The sequence below is a fragment of the Mesorhizobium dulcispinae genome (genome assembly GCF_033977345.1).
GTDB lineage: Bacteria > Pseudomonadota > Alphaproteobacteria > Rhizobiales > Rhizobiaceae > Mesorhizobium > Mesorhizobium dulcispinae.
The window spans coordinates 337,337-355,069 of the sequence record NZ_JAVIIY010000004.1; the positions used below are offsets into that span (position 1 = coordinate 337,337).

Genomic DNA, 17,733 nt, shown 5'->3' on the forward strand with positions numbered 1-17,733 from the left:
TCCGGCATGAGCGAGAAGCCGCTGCCCAGCATCCGCATCACCTATTGCACGCGATGCCAGTGGCTGTTGCGCGCCGGCTGGATGGCGCAGGAGCTGCTCTCGACCTTCGGCACCGATTTGGGCGAGGTGACGCTGGTGCCGGGCACGGGCGGCATCTTCACCATTTCCTGCAACGACGTGCTTGTCTGGGACCGCAAGCACGACGGCGGCTTTCCGGATGCGGCGAAGCTCAAGCAGCTGGTGCGCGACGTCATCGATCCGGATCGCGATCTTGGCCATGCCGACCGCAAAACGCACAAGAAGACAGACCCCGCCTGAGGCAGGGGTCTTCTGCATTTAAGGGGCGCCGTTCAAAGCATTGCGAAGATGAAGCAAGCCATCGCGACGATGGCGCTGACGGTGCGGACATGGTTCCACATCACCCATTGGCTCAGATGGTTCGCCCACACGGCGGCGCCGTTGCTGCTGGCCGGGTCGACGGCGGCGAGCGCATCGTTGAGCGGCACGTTGAAGACCATGGTCACGATCGGGTTGCCGATCAGATAGATCACCGCGCCGGTAAGCAGCCAGTACGAACCCGGCTGGCTCCAGCCCATAATGGCGCCGGCAATCAGGGCCAGGCAGATGAGCCCGGTGCCGAAAAGCGCCGTCATGAAGGTCGGGGTGATCACCGTGATGTTGATCGAATTCATCGCCTCGATGCCGTTTGGGACGGGCAGCCGGGCAAGCGCCGCCATGACAAAATTGGAAAAGGCGAAGAAAACGCCGCCGACAACGCCGGAGCCGATCGCGGCAATGAAGGTGAGGGTGGGAAGGAGTTTCATCATGTCGGTTGCTCCAGATTTGCAGCGAGGATGGCTCGTATGTTTGAAATATGAGAAATGCTCATGTTTGCAAAACGTGATAAACCCTCGTATTTTTCGAGTCAAGCCAGTTTCGAAGAATCGCCCCGGAGAGAGCCATGGGTGACAAAGTCGCGGCGAAGACCGAGCAGGCGGCCGTCGCTTCACCGCGGCGGGCGCCGACGCAGCAGCGCAGCCGCGAGCGGGTGGAGCGCATGCTTGCCGCCGCCTCGGCGCTGATTGCCGAGCAAGGCAGCGACGCCATGCGCATGGGCGAAGTGGCGGAACGGGCGGGCGTGTCGATCGGCTCGCTCTATCAGTTCTTCCCGGACAAGCGGGCGATCGTCTGGGCGCTGGCCGAGCGCTACACGGCCGAAAGCCAGGCCTGCATTGCGGCGGCGCTGAAGGATGTCGGCGACGCCGAAGGTTTGAAGCAGGCGTTTTCGGAGCTGGTCGACATCTACTACCGGCTGTTCCTGGCCGAGCCGGTGATGCGCGACATCTGGTCGGGCACGCAGGCCGACAAGGCGCTACGCGAGCTCGAACTCGCCGACAGCCGCGCCAACGCCGATTTCCTCGTCGCGGTGCTGAAGCGGCTGAGGCCCGGTGCCGATCCTATCGCGCTGGAGACGACGGCGTTTCTCGTCTGGCAGATGGGCGAGGCCGCAGTGCGGCTGGCGATTTCGGTCGATCGGGAGGAGGGCGACAGGCTGGTCACCGCCTACAAGCGCATGGCGCTGAGGGAACTGTTGGCTGACTAGGGAGATCGGGCCTTGGCATTACGTTGACAATTGGCGAAACCGTCGGCGAGAGCGCCCCTCTCCCCGTCACTATACGGGGAGAGGATGCCGGCAGGCAGGTGAGGGGCGGCGCTGGCCTATGACATTGGCGTCATCGAAAAATTGCACTGTCACCGGATTTCTCCGACACTTGACGCGTGGCGATAGCCACCTGCCGAAGTTGGCGCTGCCCCTCATCCGCCCTTCGGGCACCTTCTCCCCGTGAACGGGGAGAAGGGAGCACTGGCCAACAAAAAAACCCGCCTCGAAGGCGGGTTTTTGATCTGCGACAATGCTGGTAAGGCTTAGAGGCCGAAACCCTCAAAACGCTTCTTGAACTTCGACAGGCGGCCGCCGCGGTCGAGCAGGGTCTGCTGGCCGCCGGTCCAGGCCGGGTGCGTGGTCGGGTCGATGTCGAGGTTCATCGTGTCGCCTTCCTTGCCCCAGGTCGAGCGGGTCAGGTATTCGGTGCCATCGGTCATGACGACCTTGATGGTGTGGTAGTCGGGATGGATATCGGCCTTCATTGTCTTATTTCCTGGCTTGCCGGCGCCGGTGACGGGCCTAAGGCCTGCGTCGATGCGCCCCTTTTTAAAACTCGAAGCCGCAGCTAATGAAAAGCCACGGCTTCTAAAACGGTCGGCGAGCCTATACATCAGCCGGAATTGAATCACAAGGCCGCGGCAAGCGCATATTGAAGCGCATGACCGGCAAGCGGCCAGAGGAAACGCTCATGGCGGATATCGGTGTCAGTGGAGACGAGCGCAGGCGCTCGATCCGGCCGCTCAGAAGCCTTTTTCCCTACATCACGCGGTATCGCAAACTGGCGGTCGGCGCCATCATCTCGCTGATCGTCGCGGCGGCCACGACGCTTGCCCTGCCGATGGCCGTGCGGCGCATGATCGATCACGGCTTCCAGGCTGCGGGCTCCACCTTCATCGCGGAGTATTTCGCGGCACTGGTTCTGATGGCGGCACTGCTCGCGGCGGCGTCCGCCAGCCGCTACTATTTCGTCATCACGCTCGGTGAGCGGGTCGTCGCCGACATCCGCCGCGACGTCTTTTCCCATGTCACGACACTTTCACCGGCCTTTTTCGATCGCGCGCAGTCGGGCGAGATCGTGTCGCGGCTCGCCGCCGACACGACGCAGGTGAAGTCCGCCGTCGGGGCCACTGCCTCGGTCGCGCTACGCAATCTCATCCTCGGCCTCGGCGCCGTGGCGATGATGGTCTTCACCAGCCCGAAACTTTCCGGCCTGGTCATCGCCGCCATTCCGCTGATCGTGCTGCCGCTGGTCGCCTTCGGCCGCTCGGTGCGGCGCAAGTCGCGGCTAGCGCAGGACACGCTGGCCGAGGCCACCGCCTATGCCAGCGAGCAGATCGGCGCGGTGCGCACGCTGCAGGCCTTCACCAACGAGAAGCTGGTCACGGGGCGCTTCTCGGCAGCCGTGGAGGCCGCCTTCGAGGCGGCGCGCATGTCGGTCTTTGCCCGCTCCTTCCTTACCTTCTTCGCCATCTTCATGATCTTTTCCTCGGTGGTGGCGGTGCTCTGGTTCGGCTCGCGCGACGTGCTTGCCGGCACGATGTCGGCCGGGACGCTCGGCCAGTTCCTGCTCTATTCGGTGTTCGCCGCCGGCGCGCTCGGCGCGCTGTCGGAAGTGTGGAGCGAGCTGTCGCAGGCCGCGGGCGCCGCCGAACGGTTGACCGAGATCCTGGCCGAGAAGCCCGCCATCCAGTCGCCCGTCGATCCGCAGCCGCTGGCAGCCAAGGCCAAGGGCGCCATCAGCTTCGACGACGTCTCATTCTCCTATCCGGCGCGGCCGGACCGGGCCGCCGTGCACGAGCTCTCCTTCCAGGTAAAGCCGGGCGAGACTGTTGCGATCGTCGGGCCTTCCGGCGCGGGAAAAAGCACCGTCTTCTCGCTAATCCTGCGCTTCTACGATCCGGAAAGCGGGCGCATCGTCATCGATGGCGTCGACGTGCGCGAGGCCGATCCGGCCGCCGTGCGCGAGCGCATCGCCATCGTGCCGCAGGACGTCACCATCTTCGCGGCAAGCGCGCGCGACAATATCGGCTTCGGCCGGCCGGGCGCCAGCGACGCCGAGATCGAGGCGGCGGCAAAGGCGGCGCTTGCTGACGAGTTCATCGGCAGGCTCGAAAAGGGCTATGACAGCCAGGTCGGCGAGCGCGGCGTGACTTTGTCAGGCGGCCAGCGCCAGCGCATCGCAATCGCCCGCGCCATCCTGCGCGACGCACCGATCCTGCTTCTCGACGAGGCGACCTCGGCGCTCGACGCCGAAAGCGAGACGCTGGTGCAGACGGCACTGGAACACCTGATGCGCGGCCGCACCACCATCGTGATTGCCCACCGGCTGGCGACGGTGCTCAAGGCCGACCGGATCCTCGTGATGGAAGGCGGTCGCATCGTCGAAGAGGGCACGCATCAGAGCCTGGTCGCCAAGGGCGGCACCTATGCACGGCTGGCCAAGCTGCAGTTCGAGACGGGAGCCAGCGCCTTCCGAGGCGCGGCGGAGTAGAGCGCTCCAGCGCGTCGGCAGGCGCTATGCGTCGCCGTAGCGCCTGCGCAAATGATCGGTGAAGTACACGGCGTTGAGCTTCTCGCCGGTGGCGCGCTCAAGCAGTTCGGGCGTCGACCAGCGCGAGCCCTGCGACCAGATCTTGTCGCGTCGCCACTCGTTTATCGCGCTGAAGTCGCCTTTGGCGAGGTCCTTGTCCGCGGACGGGTGTTCCCTGGTCAGGGCGGCCCATTGCTGCGCCGCCATCATCGCGCCCAGCGTGTAGGACGGGAAATAGCCGAAGGCGGCGCCCGGCCAGTGCACGTCCTGCATCGGCCCGTCGGCCGGGTTATCGATGGTCGACAGGTCGAGATAGTCGCGCATCTTGGCGTCCCATGCCTCGGGCAGTTCGGCGGCTTCCAGCCGGCCGGACACGAGTTCCTGCTCGAGCTCGTAGCGCAGGATGACGTGCAGCGGATAGGTGACTTCGTCCGCATCGACGCGGATCAGGCCGCGGCCGACATGGTGGACGTGCGGCAGGATGTCGTCGAGCGACCAGGCTTCGCCGAGATGTTTTTCGACCACCGGCAGCGCCCAGCGCCAGAAGGCCGGGTTGCGGCCGATCTGCTTTTCGACGAACAGGCTCTGGCTCTCGTGCACGGCCATGCCGCGCGCCTTGCCGAGCGGCCAGTGCGACCAGGCTTTCGGCAGGTTCTGCTCGTAGAGCGCGTGGCCGGTCTCGTGCAGCACGCCCATCAGCGCCGACAGGAAGTCGGAGGTCTTGTAGCGGGTGGTGATGCGCACATCGCTCGGCACGCCGCCGCAGAAGGGATGGTGCGACACCGACAGCGAGCCGTGGGTGAGGTCGAAGCCGACCGCCGCCATCATGGCGAGGCCAAGCTCGCGCTGCTTCTCGACGGCGTAGCTGCCGGAGAGCGGCTTCCGCGGATGCTTCGCCAGCCGCGCGTCCTGCACGGCGAGCGCATGTGGCAGGAAATCCTTGAGGAAGGCCTTCAGCTCGGCAAACACCGGCGTGATGTCGGCGGCGCGGTTGCCGGGATCGTACTGCTCCATCAGCGCGTCATAGGGAGCGAGGTCGAGCGCGTCGGCGCGAAGCGTCGCCTCCTCGCGCACCAGCGCCACCACGCCTTCCAGCGCCGGCAGGAAACCCGCCCAATCGTTCCTGACGCGCAGGTCGCGCCAGAGCTGCTCGGAGCGCATGCGCGCAGTCGTCTGGCGCTCGACGAACTCGACCGGCAGGCAGGTGAGGTTGGTGTATTGCCGGCGCAGTTCCCTGACCGCCGCCTGCTGCTCGTCGTTCAGCGGTTCGGCTTCGGCGGCGGCGATCCAGTCGCCGATCTCCGGCGCGGTCGCCTGGGCGTGCAGCATGCCGGCAAGGGCGGACGTCGCCTCGGCGCGCTTCTCGCCGCCGCCGACCGCCATGTGGGTCGCCTCATCGGCGCCGAGGATGGCCAGCGCATGCTCCAGCGCTTCGAGCCTGTGGCCGAGTTGGTCGAGTTTTTGGAAGGACATGGATGGTTTCCGGCTGCAAATGGGCTGGCGCGAAAAGATACCAAGGCATCGAGCTTGGCAACCCCGATCCGCCGGTTGCGGGTCAGCCCATCTTGCCTTGCAACAGCGCCGCGTGATCAATGTTGATGCGAACGAGCGGAGGGGACAATGATCGGCAATATCCTGACCGGGCTGGTGGCGCTCATCCACTGCTACATCGTCTATCTGGAGATGGTGCTCTGGGACACGCCGCGCGGGCACAAGGCATTCAAGCTGACGCCCGAATTCGCGAGCGCATCCAAGGTGCTCGCCGCCAACCAGGGCCTCTACAACGGCTTTCTTGCTGCGGGTCTGATCTGGGGCCTCTACCTCGGCGCAGGCGGATTCCAGCTCAAGATCTTCTTCCTGCTCTGTGTCGCCATCGCCGGCCTTTACGGCGCGGCGACCGTCGGCCGGAAGATTCTGTTCATCCAGGCCGTGCCGGCGGTGTTCGCCATCGTCGCGCTTTGGCTCGGCGTGTGATCAAAAAGGACGCCCTCGGAGCCAGGTCCCTCGGGCGTCGGGCGGTCCTTCCGTTTCCTCCGAAGACTTCAACCGTTCGGATAGTGGCCGCCGTCGGCGCCGTCGCCCATCAGGAAGCCGCTGCCGGTGTCGACCATCAGCTTCTGGTCGACATTATCGAGGCGGCGCAGCAGGTCGTGATATTGCGTGGCGGGGATCCTGCCATGATCCGAGGCGGCGACCTTTTCCGCGGCCTGGCCGATGTGGGCGGCGCGCATATGCAATTGCTGCGCCTCGGCGGCCGAGATGGTGTTGGCTTCCCGCGCATCCTTGATGCCTTGGTCCACACCCTGGATCTGCTCGATGAGGCTGGTCACGCGCGGGCCGGTCATGTCCGTCGGATCGGCCGCGTCGAGGGTACCCTTGTGATGCCCGGCGGCGTAGGCGCCGGCGAGCGGAGCGGCGGTCAGAACTGCGGCGAGGGTTGCAGTCTTGAGAGATGGTGAAGCGCGCATGACGGCGCATCCTCCTGCTGGGGAAGGGAGCGGCCATTCCGCTCCGCCTTCCGACCTTGCGGGGCCGTCCGGTTCCGTCGCGTCGCGATGGGAGGCATCGCCGGCGGTCCCCGGCCCTGCGCGGCAAGCTAGGAGCGCCAAATCGCCGTGGGTAATTAAAAAAAGATAATGTTTTCAGGCCTTGTCGGCGAGTTCCTGCGCCCTAGAGTTGAGCCGACGAACAAATTCGCGTGAGTTGGCGTGATACCGGATCAACGCTCGGTGAGCTTCCGCTCAATTCGAGTGGTTCTTTGCGCGCACCTCGTCCGTAGCGGACGGATCGAGCGGTCGAAACGCGTCGAGGCCAGCCGTCCGCTGATGCCCCCCGCGCGCCAAAGACGCACGAGTGCGTCGCGGCAAAACTTGTTGCAATGGATAGGTTCAGCCGTTCGGATAGTAACCGCCGTCGGCGCCGTCGCCGATGAGCGGGCTGCTGCCCGTGGCATTGCGCAGGCTCTGGCTCACGTCATCGAGCTGTGCCACCAACTGCCGGTATCGTTGCGCCGGTATCGTGCCATGCCCCGCGGCAGCTTCCCTTTGCGCGACCCGGCTGATGTGGGCGGCCTGCATATGAAGTCTGCGTGCTTCGTCCGGCTTGATCTTGTCCGTCTGCCTGGCTGCCGCGATGCCTTGATCCACGCTTTGCGCCTGGTCGATGAGACCGGCCGTACGGAGGGCATAGAAGCCGGCCGATGCGGCATAGGCGCCGGCAAACGGAACGGCGACGACAAGTGCTGCGAGTGCTGCAGTCCTGGATAAGTTGAAAGTCCTGGGTAGCTTGAAAGAGCGCATGGTTGCGTCTCCTTGTTTGCTGGGGAAGGCGGCGCCGGGAGCGACCTGCCTTCCGGCCTGGGCCGTCCGGTTCCGTCGCGTCGCGATGTGGGAGGCACCGCCGGCGGTCCTCGGCCCTATAGAGAAAACCTAGGAGCGGCACCCGGCAAAGTGGAATTAAAAAACGGTAATCTTTTGCGACCTTGTCACGCCCGATCCCCGCCCTAAAACGCCGCGTTCAAGCGCGGCGTCCGGCGCAGACGGATTTCGGGCTAGCGCTCAGCGTTCGGTGAGCTTCAGCTCGATACGGCGGTTCTTGCTGCGCGCATCGTCCGTATCGGCCGGATCGAGCGGCTGGAACTCGCCGAAGCCGGCGGCGACCAGCCGGTTGGCCGGAACGCCGTTCTCGATCAGGAACTTCACCACCGAGGTCGCGCGCGCCGTCGAGAGTTCCCAGTTGTCGCGATAGCGGCCGGTGCCGGACAGCGGCTTGTTGTCGGTGTGGCCGTCGACGCGCAGCACCCAGCTGATCTCGGGCGGGATTTCCTTCTGCAGCTCGATGATGGCGTCGGCGAGCTTCTTCATCTCGACCTTGCCGGCATCGTTGATCACGTCGGAGCCGGTGGGAAACAGTACCTCCGACTGGAAGACGAAGCGGTCGCCGACGATGCGGATGTTCTCGCGGTCGGCGAGGATCTCGCGCAGCCGGCCGAAGAAATCGGAGCGGTAGCGGTTTAGCTCCTGGACGCGCTGCGCGAGTGCCACGTTCAGGCGGCGACCGAGATCGGCGATCTTGGTGTTGGACTCGCGGTCGCGCTGCTCGGAGACGTTGAGCGCATCCTCGAGCGCCGCGATCTGCTTGCGAAGTGCCGCGATCTGCTGGTTGAGGATCTCGACCTGGCTCAGCGCCTGCTGGCTGATCTGGCGCTGGTTGTCTAGCTCGCCGGAAAGGGCCGTGGCGCGCTTGTTGGCCGCGTCGCCGGCGCCGGCGCCTTGCTCCAGTAATTGCTGAAGACGGCTCTTTTCCGCTTCCGCCGCCGACAGCGAGGCCTGCAGGTTGGCGAGCGTGTCTTCCTTGTCCTGGCTGTTCGAGCGCTCCAGCGCGAGCAACTGTGTCAGTTCGTTGATCTGCGAGTTGAGGCGGTTGAGCACCGTGTCCTTGCCGGAGATTTCGCGGCTGAGCAGGAACTGCGCCAGCACGAACACCGTCAGCAGGAACATGATGGCGAGCAGGAGCGTCGACAGCGCGTCGACGAAGCCCGGCCAGTAATCGATCCGGCGATCGGCGCGCCGCCTTGCCAGCGCCACGTCAGTGCACTCCAGTCTTCTTCAGCGCGTCGGCGATCTTCTCCAGCGTGTTGCGCATGGCCTTCTGCTCGTCGGACTGCGCCTCGACCCAGTCGCGCATGATCTGCTGCTCGGAGCGCATGTTCTTGACCAGCCCGGAGATGCCGTCCGCGAGGTTGGCCATGGCGGTGGCGACGCGCGGGTTGGAGCCGCCGCCATTCTCCTGCAGGCTGCGCAGCCGTTCCGACAGCAGGCGGATTTCCTCCGACGGCTCGGCGCGGACCTGGTCGGAGACCACGATGTCGGACGAGAGATCTGTGACCGAGGACAGCCAGTTCTCGAGCTCGGTGTAGAAGCGGGTCTGGGCGCGGCCGGCCTGCAGGTCGAGGAAGCCGAGCACGAGCGAACCGGAGAGGCCGAACAGCGAGGACGAGAAGGCCGTGCCCATGCCGGCGAGCGGCGCCGACAGGCCTTGCTTCAGCGCATCGAGCACGGCCGCCGCATCGCCGCTGCCGGGGTCCAGCGCTTCGATGGTCTCGCGGATCGAGGCGATGGTGCCGAGCAGGCCCCAGAAGGTGCCGAGCAGGCCGAGGAACACCAAGAGCCCGACGAGATAGCGCGAGGTGTCGCGGCTTTCGTCGAGGCGGGTGGCGATGGAATCGAGCATTGTGCGCATCGAACTGGTCGAGAAGGCGACCGCCGACGAGCGGCCGATCATCGCCTTCATCGGCGCCAAAAGCACCGGCTCGGTGGTCTCGGAGCCGGCACGGAAGGAATTGACCCAGCGCACTTCCCGGAACAGCCGCCCAACCTGGACGAAGGCGAGCAGGATGCCGACGGCGAGCACGCCGATGATCAGCCCGTTGAGGCCGGGATTGGCGGAGAAGGCTCTCGAGATCTGGCGGGTGAGGATGGCGGCGATGAAGGCGACGATGACCAGGAAGATCACCATGGTGAGCAGGAAGACCTGCGGGCTCGATAGTTTGTGCGGATCGTAGACCAGGACATCCGAGCGCCTGCCGAAGGATCTGAGAAAAGCCATCCGTGCCCCGTTTCCGATGCCACCCGCCGCAGAATTGCCGCGACTCTAAACGGAATTGTGACCAAAATGAATGGCGCTTGGCAATATCGCCGCCGCCTCCTTGTTTTGGCGCAATTCCGGACGGAAAACCGCTTCACACTTTTCCTGGAATTGCTCTTGGTCTCAGAACCTGCTGATGACCAGGCAGTCGACCATGGCGGCCAGGTGCAGCCCGGCGCCGGTAACGACGAAGCCGTGCCAGACGGCATTGTGGAAGCGCAGGCCTTTCCAGGCGAAGAAGATGACGCCCAAGGAATAGACGATGCCGCCGGCGACCAGCAGCACGACGGAGGCTGGCGGCAGCGTCTCTACCAGAGGCCCGGCGAGCACGACGCCGCTCCAGCCGATGGCGAGATAGAAGACGATCGCCAGCCGGTCGTAGCGGCCGGGCAGGAACATCTTGATCGCGATGCCCATTGCCGCCGCGGCCCACACGACAATGATCATCGGCAGGGCCAGCGCCGAGGCTTTGAGTTGGGCGAGGAATGGCGTGTAGGTGGCGGCGATCAGGAGATAGATCGCGGCATGGTCGAAGCGGCGCAATATCCATTTCGCCGGCCACGATATCGGCCACAGATTATAGGCCAGCGACACCGACAGCACGGTGAGCAGGGACACCACGTAGAAGACGGCGGCGACATATTCGCCGGGACCGGAATGGAAGGCGGCCAAAGCCAGGAAGGCTGAGCCGGCGGCGATCGCCAGCACGATGCCCACGGCATGGACAATGCCGTCGGCGATCATCTCGGCGCGCGAGTAATGCCAGCGGCCCACGAAGGGGATTTCGATCTGGGTCTGTAGCCGCGCGTCGTTCATGAGTGATCCTACGCCCCTAATCTGGGCGATCGCGGATCAGTATTTCAAGCTTCGATTGCGGTTTTGCGACTACAGCGCCGCGCGTCCTTTCGACGCGCAAAGGACGCAGTAGCACTTTGATTTGCGCATGATCCTTTCCGAACCTTCGGTTCGGGGATCATGCGTTGGCGCTTCAGCGCGTTGTCAGCGATACCAACCAGTCAGCGCGATGCCAGCGGCTTCTTCACCGTCTTCAAGAGCGCGCGCTGGATGACTTCGTTGCCGGCGACGACGGAGCCGCGCTCGAGCATGTCCTGTCCGCCATCCATGTCCGAAACGAAGCCGCCCGCCTCGCGGATGAGCAGAGTACCGGCGGCGATGTCCCAGGCCGAAAGCCCGGTTTCCCAAAACCCGTCCATGCGGCCGGCCGCGACATAAGCGAGGTCGAGCGAGGCGGAACCGAGACGGCGGACGCCGGAGACCTCAGCCATGACGTTGCGCAGTTCGATCAGGAAATTGCCGTGCTGGCCGCGCCCGAGATGCGGCACGCCGCAGCCGATCACGGCATCAGTAAGCTTGGCGCGCCCGGCAACCCGCAGCCGGCGATCGTTCATGAAGGCGCCGCCGCCGCGCTCGGCGGTATAGAGCTCGTCCATGGCGGGATTGTAGATGACGCCGGCGACGATCTGGCCCTGGCGCTCCAGCGCGATCGACACCGAGAAAAGCGGGATGCCGTGGAGGAAGTTGGTGGTGCCGTCGAGCGGGTCGACGATCCAGCGATGCTGGTCGTCCTCGCCTTCGACGGCGCCGCGCTCTTCCATCAGGAAGGCATAGCCCGGCCTTGCCTTGGACAATTCGGCAAAGACGATCTCTTCCGCCTTGCGGTCGGCCTGGCTGACATAGTCGCCCGGTCCCTTCATCGAGACCTGCAGGTTCTGCACCTCGCCGAAATCGCGCGACAGGGACCGGCCGGCCTTCATCGCGGCCTGGACCATGACATTGAGGAGAGCGGAACGCGCCATTTTTTATCTTCCTATATCGGCCGTTTTACTCTGCGCGGCGCACGTAAGTGATTTCGTTGGTATCTACGATGATGCGCTCACCGGCGGAGATAAAGGGCGGCACGAGAACACGAACGCCGTTTTCCAGCACCGCAGGCTTGTAGGAGGAGGCCGCCGTCTGGCCCTTCACCACCGGGTCGGCCTCTGTGATGGTCAGCGTCACCTGGTCCGGCAGCGAGATGCCGATCGGTCTCTCCTCATAGAGCTGGACCGTCACCATCATGCCGTCCTGCAGGAAAGCGGCGCGTTCACCGACGAAATCCTTATTCAGCTCGAGCTGCTCGTAGCTTTCGGTGTCCATGAACACCAGCGCGTCGCCCTGTTCGTAGAGGAAGGAGAAATCCTTCATCTCCAGCCGGATCTGCTCGACGGTCTCGGCCGAGCGGAAGCGCTCGTTGAGCTTGGTGCCGTTGATCAGGTTCTTCAGCTCGACCTGGTTGTAGGCGCCGCCCTTGCCGGGCTTCACGGTGTTGGTCTTGACCGCCACCCACAGGCCGCCATCGTGCTCGATGACATAGCCGGGACGGATTTCGCTGCCACTGATCTTGGCCATTTTCAACTGATCCGGAATGAGATTTTTTCGCGCGGAGCACGCTTTGGCGTCTCCAAGACCACAAATCGCATTGAGTGGCAAGGGAGGGCGTCGCGGACGCTCATGGAGCCGACCGTTGCAATGAAGCGTCTTTTCAGGGCAGCCGGTTCGCCTTCTGCAGCGCCTGCTTGGTCTGGTCGTCGTCGAGGCCTTGCAGGAAGTCGTCCATCTGCGGGTCGATCAGCCCGGCGCGGCGGGCAACGATGTACCAGGCTCCGGCCAGGATCAGGTCCGGGTCGGTGCCGATGCCGCCCATATAGAGCTTGGCGAGGCGGTTCTGAGCGGCGACATTGCCGCCTTCGGCCGCGCGCCTCATCCAGGCAAAGCCGGATTTCAGGTCGCGTTCGCCGCCGCGCCCCTCGATCATCCAGGCTGCGAGATCGAGTTGCGCTGTGTCGTAGTTCTGTCGGGCGGCCTGCGCCAGCAGGAGGCGTGCCTTGGCGTCGTCGCGCGGCTTGCCGCCGGCGCCATTGGCGAAGATTTGCGCCATCGCGTATTCGGCGTCGGCAAGGCCGGTCGCTGCGGCGCGCTCATAATACACGGCGGCCTTGGCGATGCCGGCATCGCCCGGATCCTGCTGGACGAGCAATTGCGCGAAGTTGAACTGGGCAAGGCGGTTGCCCGCCTCGGCGGCGGCCTGCATCAGCGCATAGGCTTCCTTGTCGTCCTTCTTCGCATAACGGCCGTCGAGCAGCATCAGCGCATACTGGAACTGCGCCTCCGGCACGCCCTGCTCGGCGGCGAGCCCATACCATTTCGCGGCCTCGGCCGCGTTGAGCGGCACGCCCAGCCCGCGCGACAGGATCTCGGCGACCAGCGTCTGGGCGGCGGGGTCGCCGTTCTTGGCCCGGACCATGGCAAGGTTGTAGGCGGTCCTGTAGAGCCCGCGCTGGAAGGCGCCGTAGGCGGCGTCCGGCGGCTTGGCGCCGAAGCGATCGGGATTGACGGTATCGGCCGATGGCGGTTGAAGCGTCGCCGGCTGCGGCAACGGTGTTTCGATCGGCTTGTCGGCAGCGGCCGCGCCTGCATTCGGGGCGCCAGTGCTTGGGGCGCCAGCACTTGGGGCGCTTGTGTCGGGAGCGCTTGTATCGGGAGCGCTCGTCTGCGGTGTACTGGTGTCCGGTCTGGGCTGCGGCACAGGCACGGTCTGGGCGCCTGCAGCCGCGGCCGCCTGGACGGTCAGGGCAGCGGCCAACGCCGCGAACGGAAGGCGGGACCAGCGCACGTCAGTCCTCGAAGTGCGGCGCGGTTTCGTCGAGCAGCGCGTTGGCGGCGGCGACCGCCGCGCGCGGATCGAGCCCGTCGGCGAAGACGGCGCTGGAGAGCGCCACGAATTCGGCTCCGGTGGCCGCCACCGCCTCCACCGAGGCGAGCTCGGACCCGGCCATCACGATGCAGGGGATCTGGATCATCTGCGCCCACCATTCGCCGAGCGAGAGGTTGCGCGGATGCGGCTCCGGCTTGTTGTCGTAGCCGAAGCGGCCGAAGAACATATAGTCGGGCCGCTCCTCGCCGAGGTCCAGCGCGTCGTCGCGGGTCCTGGCGCCGCCGGTGCCGACCATCATCTTGTCGGACAAGCGCTCGATCGTCTCGGCCAGTTCCTGCCGGCTTGCCTCGACATGGATGCCGTCGGCGTGGACGCGGCCGGCGATGCGGCTGTCGCCGGCGATGATGACGGCGATGCCGGCGGCTTGAGCGACCGGCACGATCTCCTCGGCGAAAGCCTGGAAGGCGGCATCGTCGATGCCGTTGTCAGGCAGGATCAGCGAGGCGATGTCGCCGCCGTCGAACGCCGCGCAGATGTGCTCGGCCGTCGCGAGCGGCGGCGCGATCAGAACGATACGGCAGCGGTTGGGCGGCGTTGCTTCATTCATTGGTCTTCGATCCCGGTTTTCGCCTATGCCGGGCGAAGATGGTTGCATTGCGGCATAGAGCAAAGCGCCCGGTTTGAACAGGCGGGCGAAGCGGGATCGTTGGGCACCGGCCCGCCGCCGGGGGCCCTTGGTCTGGAGCGGTTCATCGTTTCACGGAAACGCCGAACCGCTCTATCTCTTTGTTTTGAAGCAATTTCGGACGGAGGGCTACGGCGAAATCGCCGAGCCTAACCGTTTCACACTTTTCCTGGAATGGCTCTATTTGACGGCTTGCGGGGCCGGGGCCTTGGGCCTCCAGAGCGTCCAACCAAGGTTCATGCCGGCGGCGGCGACCAGGATGGCGGCGGCGCCGATGACCTGGGCGGGATGCAGCCGATGGCCGAAAGCGCCGACATCGACCAGGATCGCGACCACCGGATAGATGAAGGACAGCGAGCCTTGCAGGTATGTCGGCAGCTTCTGGATGGCGCCGTACATCAATATGTACATCAGACCGGTATGGACGATGCCGAGCGTGGCCAGCATGACCCAGCTCCAGCTGTCGGCGGGAAGATGGGAAAGATTGGCGAAGGGCACCAGCATGACGACGCCGACGCAGACCTGGATCAGGGCGATCAGATGCGGCGGGGTGCCCTTAAGCTTCTTGGTGACGACTGCGGCGACGGCCCAGAAGAAGGCCGCGCCCAGCGCCATCGCGATGCCGGTGGAATAATCGGTGCCGGCAGCGCCGGCGTCGGGCGAGGCCTCGACGATCAACAGCATGCCGGCGAAGGCGGTGGCGAGCCAGGCAAACTTGGCCAATGTCAGCCGCTCGGAAAAGAAAAGCGCGCCGAAGCCGACCAGCATGAAGGGCTGCGTATTGTAGACGGCGGTGGCAATGGAGATCGAGGCGCGGGGAAAGGCGCTGAACAGCAGCAGCCAGTTGATGACGATGGCGGCGCCGCCGAGAGCGGCGATCGCCATGACGCGCGGCGACAGTCTGCTGCGCAGCAGTCCCATGGCGGCGCAGATGACGAGCAACGTCACGGCGCCAAAGGCGCAGCGCCAGAACACCACATCGATGGCAGGTTGGCCAGAAAGCACGACGAACCAGCCGATCGTGCCGAGGATCGCCATTGCCGCGGTCATTTCGATCGTGCCGCGCAGTGTATTGTCCATGAGAACTCTCCAAAGCCATTGCGAGTTCATCATCTCAACCTCTGGGGCGGCTTTCTATGAGATAGAAAAGGAGATATAGAAGTTCTGCCTAATTTGTTGAGGCAAAAGCGATCATTTGTGAAGGAAAGTGAAACGTGCTGGGCGACCTCGACAAACGGCTTCTCGAAATCCTGGTCAGGGATTCCAGGACCTCGCTGAAAGATCTGGCCCGAGAGGTCGGGCTGTCTTCGCCAAGCGTCTCGGAGCGGCTTCGGCGGCTGGAGGAGCGCGGCGTCATCCGCGCCTTTACCGTCGAGATCGACCCGGAAGCGCTCGGCTATCCGCTGCAGGCAATCGTGCGCATCCGGCCCTTGCCCGGCAAGCTGCACATCGTGCAGAAGCTGATCGAGGAGACGCCCGAATTCGGCGAATGCGACAAGGTGACGGGTGACGACTGCTTCGTCGCCCGTCTGTTCGTGCGCTCGATCGGCGAGCTGGACCGGCTGCTCGACCGGATCGCCGACACGGCGGAGACGAGCACGGCGATCATCAAGGCGCAGCCGATCCGCCGCCGCCCACCGCCGCTGGGCATCTAGAGTTATTCCAGGAAAAGCGTCGAGCGGTTTTCCGTCCGGAATTGCGCAAAAACAAAAAGATAGAGCAGTTCGGCGTTTCCGTGAAACGGTGAACCGCTCACCCGTCCGGTAGGCCGAAGACGGCGCACGATCTGGCGATTCCGCGCAACTGATGTTCGCCCAGCGCGACCAAGGGCGTTGATATTTCCGCCGCGACAGCCCCCGAGATCAGCACACTCCGTCCAAGCGGCCGACACAGGCCTTCGAGCCTGCTGACGAGATTCACGGCCGGGCCGATCGCGGTGAAATCCAGCCGGTCGGCCGTGCCGACATTGCCCCACACCATGTCGCCCAGATGCAGCGCCATGCCGAACTGCAGCTCGGGCATGCCCTGTCTGGTGCGGACCTGATTGAGCTGCGCCATTCCCACCCGCGCCGCTCCGATCGCGCGCAACGCTGCTTCGCAAGCCTCTGAAGCCGAGCGCTCACCGACAGGAAAGATCGCCAGCACCCCGTCACCGATGAATTTCAGCACCTCGCCGCCAAAAGCGTGAACGGCGCCGGCGATACGGTCGAAGCTGGCGTTGAGCGCCGCCACGACCTGTCCGGCGTCCGTCTCCTCCGACAGGGCGGTAAAGTCGCGCAAATCGCTGTAGAGCAGGACGGCGCGGATCGTCTCACCAATCTCGCGCCGGGAACGGCCGGCCAACACCTGCGCCGCGCTTCGCTGCCCGAGATAGGCCTGAAGCAGGGCCGACAGCGCCGACCTAGCGGCGAGAGCGGCAAGCGGCGCGGCGGCGAAGCGCGCCACCTGGTCCAGTGTGTCCGTTTCGTGCTCCGCGAGAGGACGGGCCGCAACCCAATTCAGTTTTGGATTCGCGGATTGCGCATCCGCACGCTCGGGCTCAACCGTGTAATCGTAAACAACACCGGTTCCCAGTCCCGCCAGCCATTCGCGTCCGAGATCGTCCTCCTCGGCTCCAGGCATCGTGCCGGCGCCAAAACCCAGCGCCTCCATGACGACGCCTGTCTCGGCCCGCCACAGCCAGGCGCGGCGCGTTATGATCGGATGCGGCGCGGCGAGCGTCAGGGCTCCACCGGCGAGCGGCAGCCCGTCGTCAACCAGCCGCGCGCCGAGCGTAGCCAGAAAATCATCCGGTTGGACGGCGCCGCCGGCGCTGTCGACCAGCCAGGCGAGAGTTGAAGAAAGCCGCATCGCACGATCATGCTTCGGCGTTCCGTTGCTGTCACCAGCGCGAATGAACCCAAGGAGATTTTTGTTGAACGGAAGGGCGATTTAGCTTCGAATCGAAAAGCGCTGGTCCGGCGCCGCCCGTCGGGCGAGCCATGTTGCCGCACGCACACTCGGGAGATTTCGATGGCTGAACCCTTGATCGTTCGTCGTGAGGTGCAGATCGCAGCCCCGCCGGCGACCGTCTTCGCCTTCCTGACCGATCCCGACAAGATCGTGCGCTGGATGGGAACGGAGGCGACGGCAGAGCCCAACCCCGGTGGTCTTTACTTGTTGAATTTGGCAGGAAGAGCCACGGCACGCGGCCAATTCACCGAGGTCGTACCCGTCCACCGCCTTGCCTACAGCTTCGGCTGGGAAGGCAACGACCGGACACCGCCCGGTTCGAGCCTTGTTGAAATCGATCTGATCGAAGAGGCCGGCGGAACGCGGGTCAAGCTCACCCATAGCGGCCTTGCCGACCGAGAGATTTGCGACAGCCATGAGAAGGGTTGGACGCACTATCTGAGCCGGCTCGCAATCACCGTCGCCGGTGGCGACCCGGGACCGGACAAGATGTAGGGCTGCGGCCGCGATTGCCGACAGCCAACGATACCGACCGCTAG

Annotated in this window: 20 protein-coding genes; 6 read left to right on the forward strand and 14 right to left on the reverse strand. The window is 64.9% G+C overall.

Annotated features, from left to right (window positions below; all coding sequences use genetic code 11):
• The first annotated feature begins 6 nt into the window (after positions 1 to 6).
• Entirely contained in the window at positions 7 to 318 is a 312-nt protein-coding gene (locus tag RFN30_RS12605) for an Rdx family protein (protein WP_320262396.1), read from the forward strand.
• A gap of 32 nt (positions 319 to 350) precedes the next feature.
• On the opposite strand, the gene RFN30_RS12610 is transcribed toward RFN30_RS12605, so the two are convergent.
• The gene (locus RFN30_RS12610; protein ID WP_320262397.1) at positions 351 to 827 is read right to left on the reverse strand and encodes an anthrone oxygenase family protein; all 477 of its coding nucleotides are present in this window, start codon (positions 825 to 827) and stop codon (positions 351 to 353) included.
• Positions 828 to 961: 134 nt separating this feature from the next.
• Between RFN30_RS12610 and RFN30_RS12615 the strand changes: the two genes are divergently transcribed.
• Complete coding sequence (locus tag RFN30_RS12615; RefSeq protein WP_320262398.1) at positions 962 to 1,603, forward strand: TetR/AcrR family transcriptional regulator; 642 nt, start codon at positions 962 to 964, stop codon at positions 1,601 to 1,603.
• A 323-nt stretch (positions 1,604 to 1,926) separates the two neighbouring features.
• Here the strand turns inward: RFN30_RS12615 and rpmE are convergent, their stop codons facing one another.
• Complete coding sequence (gene rpmE / locus RFN30_RS12620; protein WP_040974396.1) at positions 1,927 to 2,148, reverse strand: 50S ribosomal protein L31; 222 nt, start codon at positions 2,146 to 2,148, stop codon at positions 1,927 to 1,929.
• Between the two features lie 206 nt (positions 2,149 to 2,354).
• Here rpmE and RFN30_RS12625 point away from each other — a divergent pair, with 206 nt between their 5' ends.
• On the forward strand, positions 2,355 to 4,157 hold the full coding sequence (locus tag RFN30_RS12625; protein ID WP_320262399.1) for an ABC transporter transmembrane domain-containing protein: 1,803 nt from the start codon (positions 2,355 to 2,357) through the stop codon (positions 4,155 to 4,157).
• Positions 4,158 to 4,181: 24 nt separating this feature from the next.
• Here RFN30_RS12625 and RFN30_RS12630 read toward each other — a convergent pair whose 3' ends face one another.
• Complete coding sequence (locus RFN30_RS12630) at positions 4,182 to 5,669, reverse strand: carboxypeptidase M32 (protein WP_320262400.1); 1,488 nt, start codon at positions 5,667 to 5,669, stop codon at positions 4,182 to 4,184.
• 147 nt (positions 5,670 to 5,816) lie between these two features.
• Between RFN30_RS12630 and RFN30_RS12635 the strand changes: the two genes are divergently transcribed.
• A complete protein-coding gene (locus RFN30_RS12635; protein WP_320262401.1) occupies positions 5,817 to 6,170 on the forward strand; it encodes a DUF1304 domain-containing protein in 354 nt (117 codons plus the stop codon).
• A 68-nt stretch (positions 6,171 to 6,238) separates the two neighbouring features.
• Here RFN30_RS12635 and RFN30_RS12640 read toward each other — a convergent pair whose 3' ends face one another.
• The 10 genes from RFN30_RS12640 to RFN30_RS12685 form a co-directional block, all read right to left on the reverse strand.
• Entirely contained in the window at positions 6,239 to 6,664 is a 426-nt protein-coding gene (locus RFN30_RS12640; RefSeq protein WP_320262402.1) for a hypothetical protein, read from the reverse strand.
• 420 nt (positions 6,665 to 7,084) lie between these two features.
• Positions 7,085 to 7,495 (reverse strand): hypothetical protein, encoded by a 411-nt coding sequence (locus RFN30_RS12645; RefSeq protein ID WP_320262403.1) that lies wholly within the window; start codon positions 7,493 to 7,495, stop codon positions 7,085 to 7,087.
• 258 nt (positions 7,496 to 7,753) lie between these two features.
• Positions 7,754 to 8,782, reverse strand: a complete 1,029-nt coding sequence (locus RFN30_RS12650) for a peptidoglycan -binding protein (RefSeq protein ID WP_320262404.1) — start codon at positions 8,780 to 8,782, stop codon at positions 7,754 to 7,756.
• A 1-nt stretch (position 8,783) separates the two neighbouring features.
• Entirely contained in the window at positions 8,784 to 9,803 is a 1,020-nt protein-coding gene (locus RFN30_RS12655; protein WP_320262405.1) for a MotA/TolQ/ExbB proton channel family protein, read from the reverse strand.
• Positions 9,804 to 9,965: 162 nt separating this feature from the next.
• Complete coding sequence (gene trhA, locus RFN30_RS12660; RefSeq protein WP_320262406.1) at positions 9,966 to 10,658, reverse strand: PAQR family membrane homeostasis protein TrhA; 693 nt, start codon at positions 10,656 to 10,658, stop codon at positions 9,966 to 9,968.
• Positions 10,659 to 10,858: 200 nt separating this feature from the next.
• Positions 10,859 to 11,659 carry an inositol monophosphatase family protein gene (locus RFN30_RS12665; protein WP_320262407.1) on the reverse strand — a complete coding sequence of 267 codons (801 nt, stop codon included), beginning with the start codon at positions 11,657 to 11,659 and terminating at the stop codon, positions 10,859 to 10,861.
• A gap of 25 nt (positions 11,660 to 11,684) precedes the next feature.
• Positions 11,685 to 12,251 carry an elongation factor P gene (efp, locus tag RFN30_RS12670; RefSeq protein WP_067001754.1) on the reverse strand — a complete coding sequence of 189 codons (567 nt, stop codon included), beginning with the start codon at positions 12,249 to 12,251 and terminating at the stop codon, positions 11,685 to 11,687.
• Between the two features lie 133 nt (positions 12,252 to 12,384).
• On the reverse strand, positions 12,385 to 13,515 hold the full coding sequence (locus RFN30_RS12675) for a tetratricopeptide repeat protein (RefSeq protein ID WP_320262408.1): 1,131 nt from the start codon (positions 13,513 to 13,515) through the stop codon (positions 12,385 to 12,387).
• 1 nt (position 13,516) lies between these two features.
• A complete protein-coding gene (locus RFN30_RS12680; RefSeq protein ID WP_320262409.1) occupies positions 13,517 to 14,164 on the reverse strand; it encodes a thiamine phosphate synthase in 648 nt (215 codons plus the stop codon).
• A gap of 258 nt (positions 14,165 to 14,422) precedes the next feature.
• Complete coding sequence (locus tag RFN30_RS12685; protein ID WP_320262410.1) at positions 14,423 to 15,322, reverse strand: DMT family transporter; 900 nt, start codon at positions 15,320 to 15,322, stop codon at positions 14,423 to 14,425.
• Positions 15,323 to 15,456: 134 nt separating this feature from the next.
• Between RFN30_RS12685 and RFN30_RS12690 the strand changes: the two genes are divergently transcribed.
• Positions 15,457 to 15,897, forward strand: a complete 441-nt coding sequence (locus RFN30_RS12690) for an Lrp/AsnC family transcriptional regulator (RefSeq protein ID WP_320262411.1) — start codon at positions 15,457 to 15,459, stop codon at positions 15,895 to 15,897.
• 97 nt (positions 15,898 to 15,994) lie between these two features.
• On the opposite strand, the gene RFN30_RS12695 is transcribed toward RFN30_RS12690, so the two are convergent.
• Positions 15,995 to 17,092 (reverse strand): adenylate/guanylate cyclase domain-containing protein, encoded by a 1,098-nt coding sequence (locus RFN30_RS12695; protein ID WP_320262412.1) that lies wholly within the window; start codon positions 17,090 to 17,092, stop codon positions 15,995 to 15,997.
• Positions 17,093 to 17,254: 162 nt separating this feature from the next.
• On the opposite strand from RFN30_RS12695, the gene RFN30_RS12700 reads away from it, so the two are divergent.
• Positions 17,255 to 17,689, forward strand: a complete 435-nt coding sequence (locus RFN30_RS12700; protein WP_320262413.1) for an SRPBCC family protein — start codon at positions 17,255 to 17,257, stop codon at positions 17,687 to 17,689.
• Positions 17,690 to 17,733: the final 44 nt, after the last annotated feature.

What these genes read in the sequence shown, in the direction of transcription:
- RFN30_RS12605 (WP_320262396.1), top strand. Translation starts at nt 7, where the DNA reads ATGAGCGAGAAGCCGCTGCCCAGCATCCGCATCACCTATTGCACGCGA.
- RFN30_RS12610 (WP_320262397.1), bottom strand. Translation starts at nt 827, where the DNA reads ATGATGAAACTCCTTCCCACCCTCACCTTCATTGCCGCGATCGGCTCC.
- RFN30_RS12615 (WP_320262398.1), top strand. Translation starts at nt 962, where the DNA reads ATGGGTGACAAAGTCGCGGCGAAGACCGAGCAGGCGGCCGTCGCTTCA.
- rpmE (WP_040974396.1), bottom strand. Translation starts at nt 2,148, where the DNA reads ATGAAGGCCGATATCCATCCCGACTACCACACCATCAAGGTCGTCATG.
- RFN30_RS12625 (WP_320262399.1), top strand. Translation starts at nt 2,355, where the DNA reads ATGGCGGATATCGGTGTCAGTGGAGACGAGCGCAGGCGCTCGATCCGG.
- RFN30_RS12630 (WP_320262400.1), bottom strand. Translation starts at nt 5,669, where the DNA reads ATGTCCTTCCAAAAACTCGACCAACTCGGCCACAGGCTCGAAGCGCTG.
- RFN30_RS12635 (WP_320262401.1), top strand. Translation starts at nt 5,817, where the DNA reads ATGATCGGCAATATCCTGACCGGGCTGGTGGCGCTCATCCACTGCTAC.
- RFN30_RS12640 (WP_320262402.1), bottom strand. Translation starts at nt 6,664, where the DNA reads ATGCGCGCTTCACCATCTCTCAAGACTGCAACCCTCGCCGCAGTTCTG.
- RFN30_RS12645 (WP_320262403.1), bottom strand. Translation starts at nt 7,495, where the DNA reads ATGCGCTCTTTCAAGCTACCCAGGACTTTCAACTTATCCAGGACTGCA.
- RFN30_RS12655 (WP_320262405.1), bottom strand. Translation starts at nt 9,803, where the DNA reads ATGGCTTTTCTCAGATCCTTCGGCAGGCGCTCGGATGTCCTGGTCTAC.
- trhA (WP_320262406.1), bottom strand. Translation starts at nt 10,658, where the DNA reads ATGAACGACGCGCGGCTACAGACCCAGATCGAAATCCCCTTCGTGGGC.
- RFN30_RS12665 (WP_320262407.1), bottom strand. Translation starts at nt 11,659, where the DNA reads ATGGCGCGTTCCGCTCTCCTCAATGTCATGGTCCAGGCCGCGATGAAG.
- efp (WP_067001754.1), bottom strand. Translation starts at nt 12,251, where the DNA reads ATGGCCAAGATCAGTGGCAGCGAAATCCGTCCCGGCTATGTCATCGAG.
- RFN30_RS12680 (WP_320262409.1), bottom strand. Translation starts at nt 14,164, where the DNA reads ATGAATGAAGCAACGCCGCCCAACCGCTGCCGTATCGTTCTGATCGCG.
- RFN30_RS12685 (WP_320262410.1), bottom strand. Translation starts at nt 15,322, where the DNA reads ATGGACAATACACTGCGCGGCACGATCGAAATGACCGCGGCAATGGCG.
- RFN30_RS12695 (WP_320262412.1), bottom strand. Translation starts at nt 17,092, where the DNA reads ATGCGGCTTTCTTCAACTCTCGCCTGGCTGGTCGACAGCGCCGGCGGC.
- RFN30_RS12700 (WP_320262413.1), top strand. Translation starts at nt 17,255, where the DNA reads ATGGCTGAACCCTTGATCGTTCGTCGTGAGGTGCAGATCGCAGCCCCG.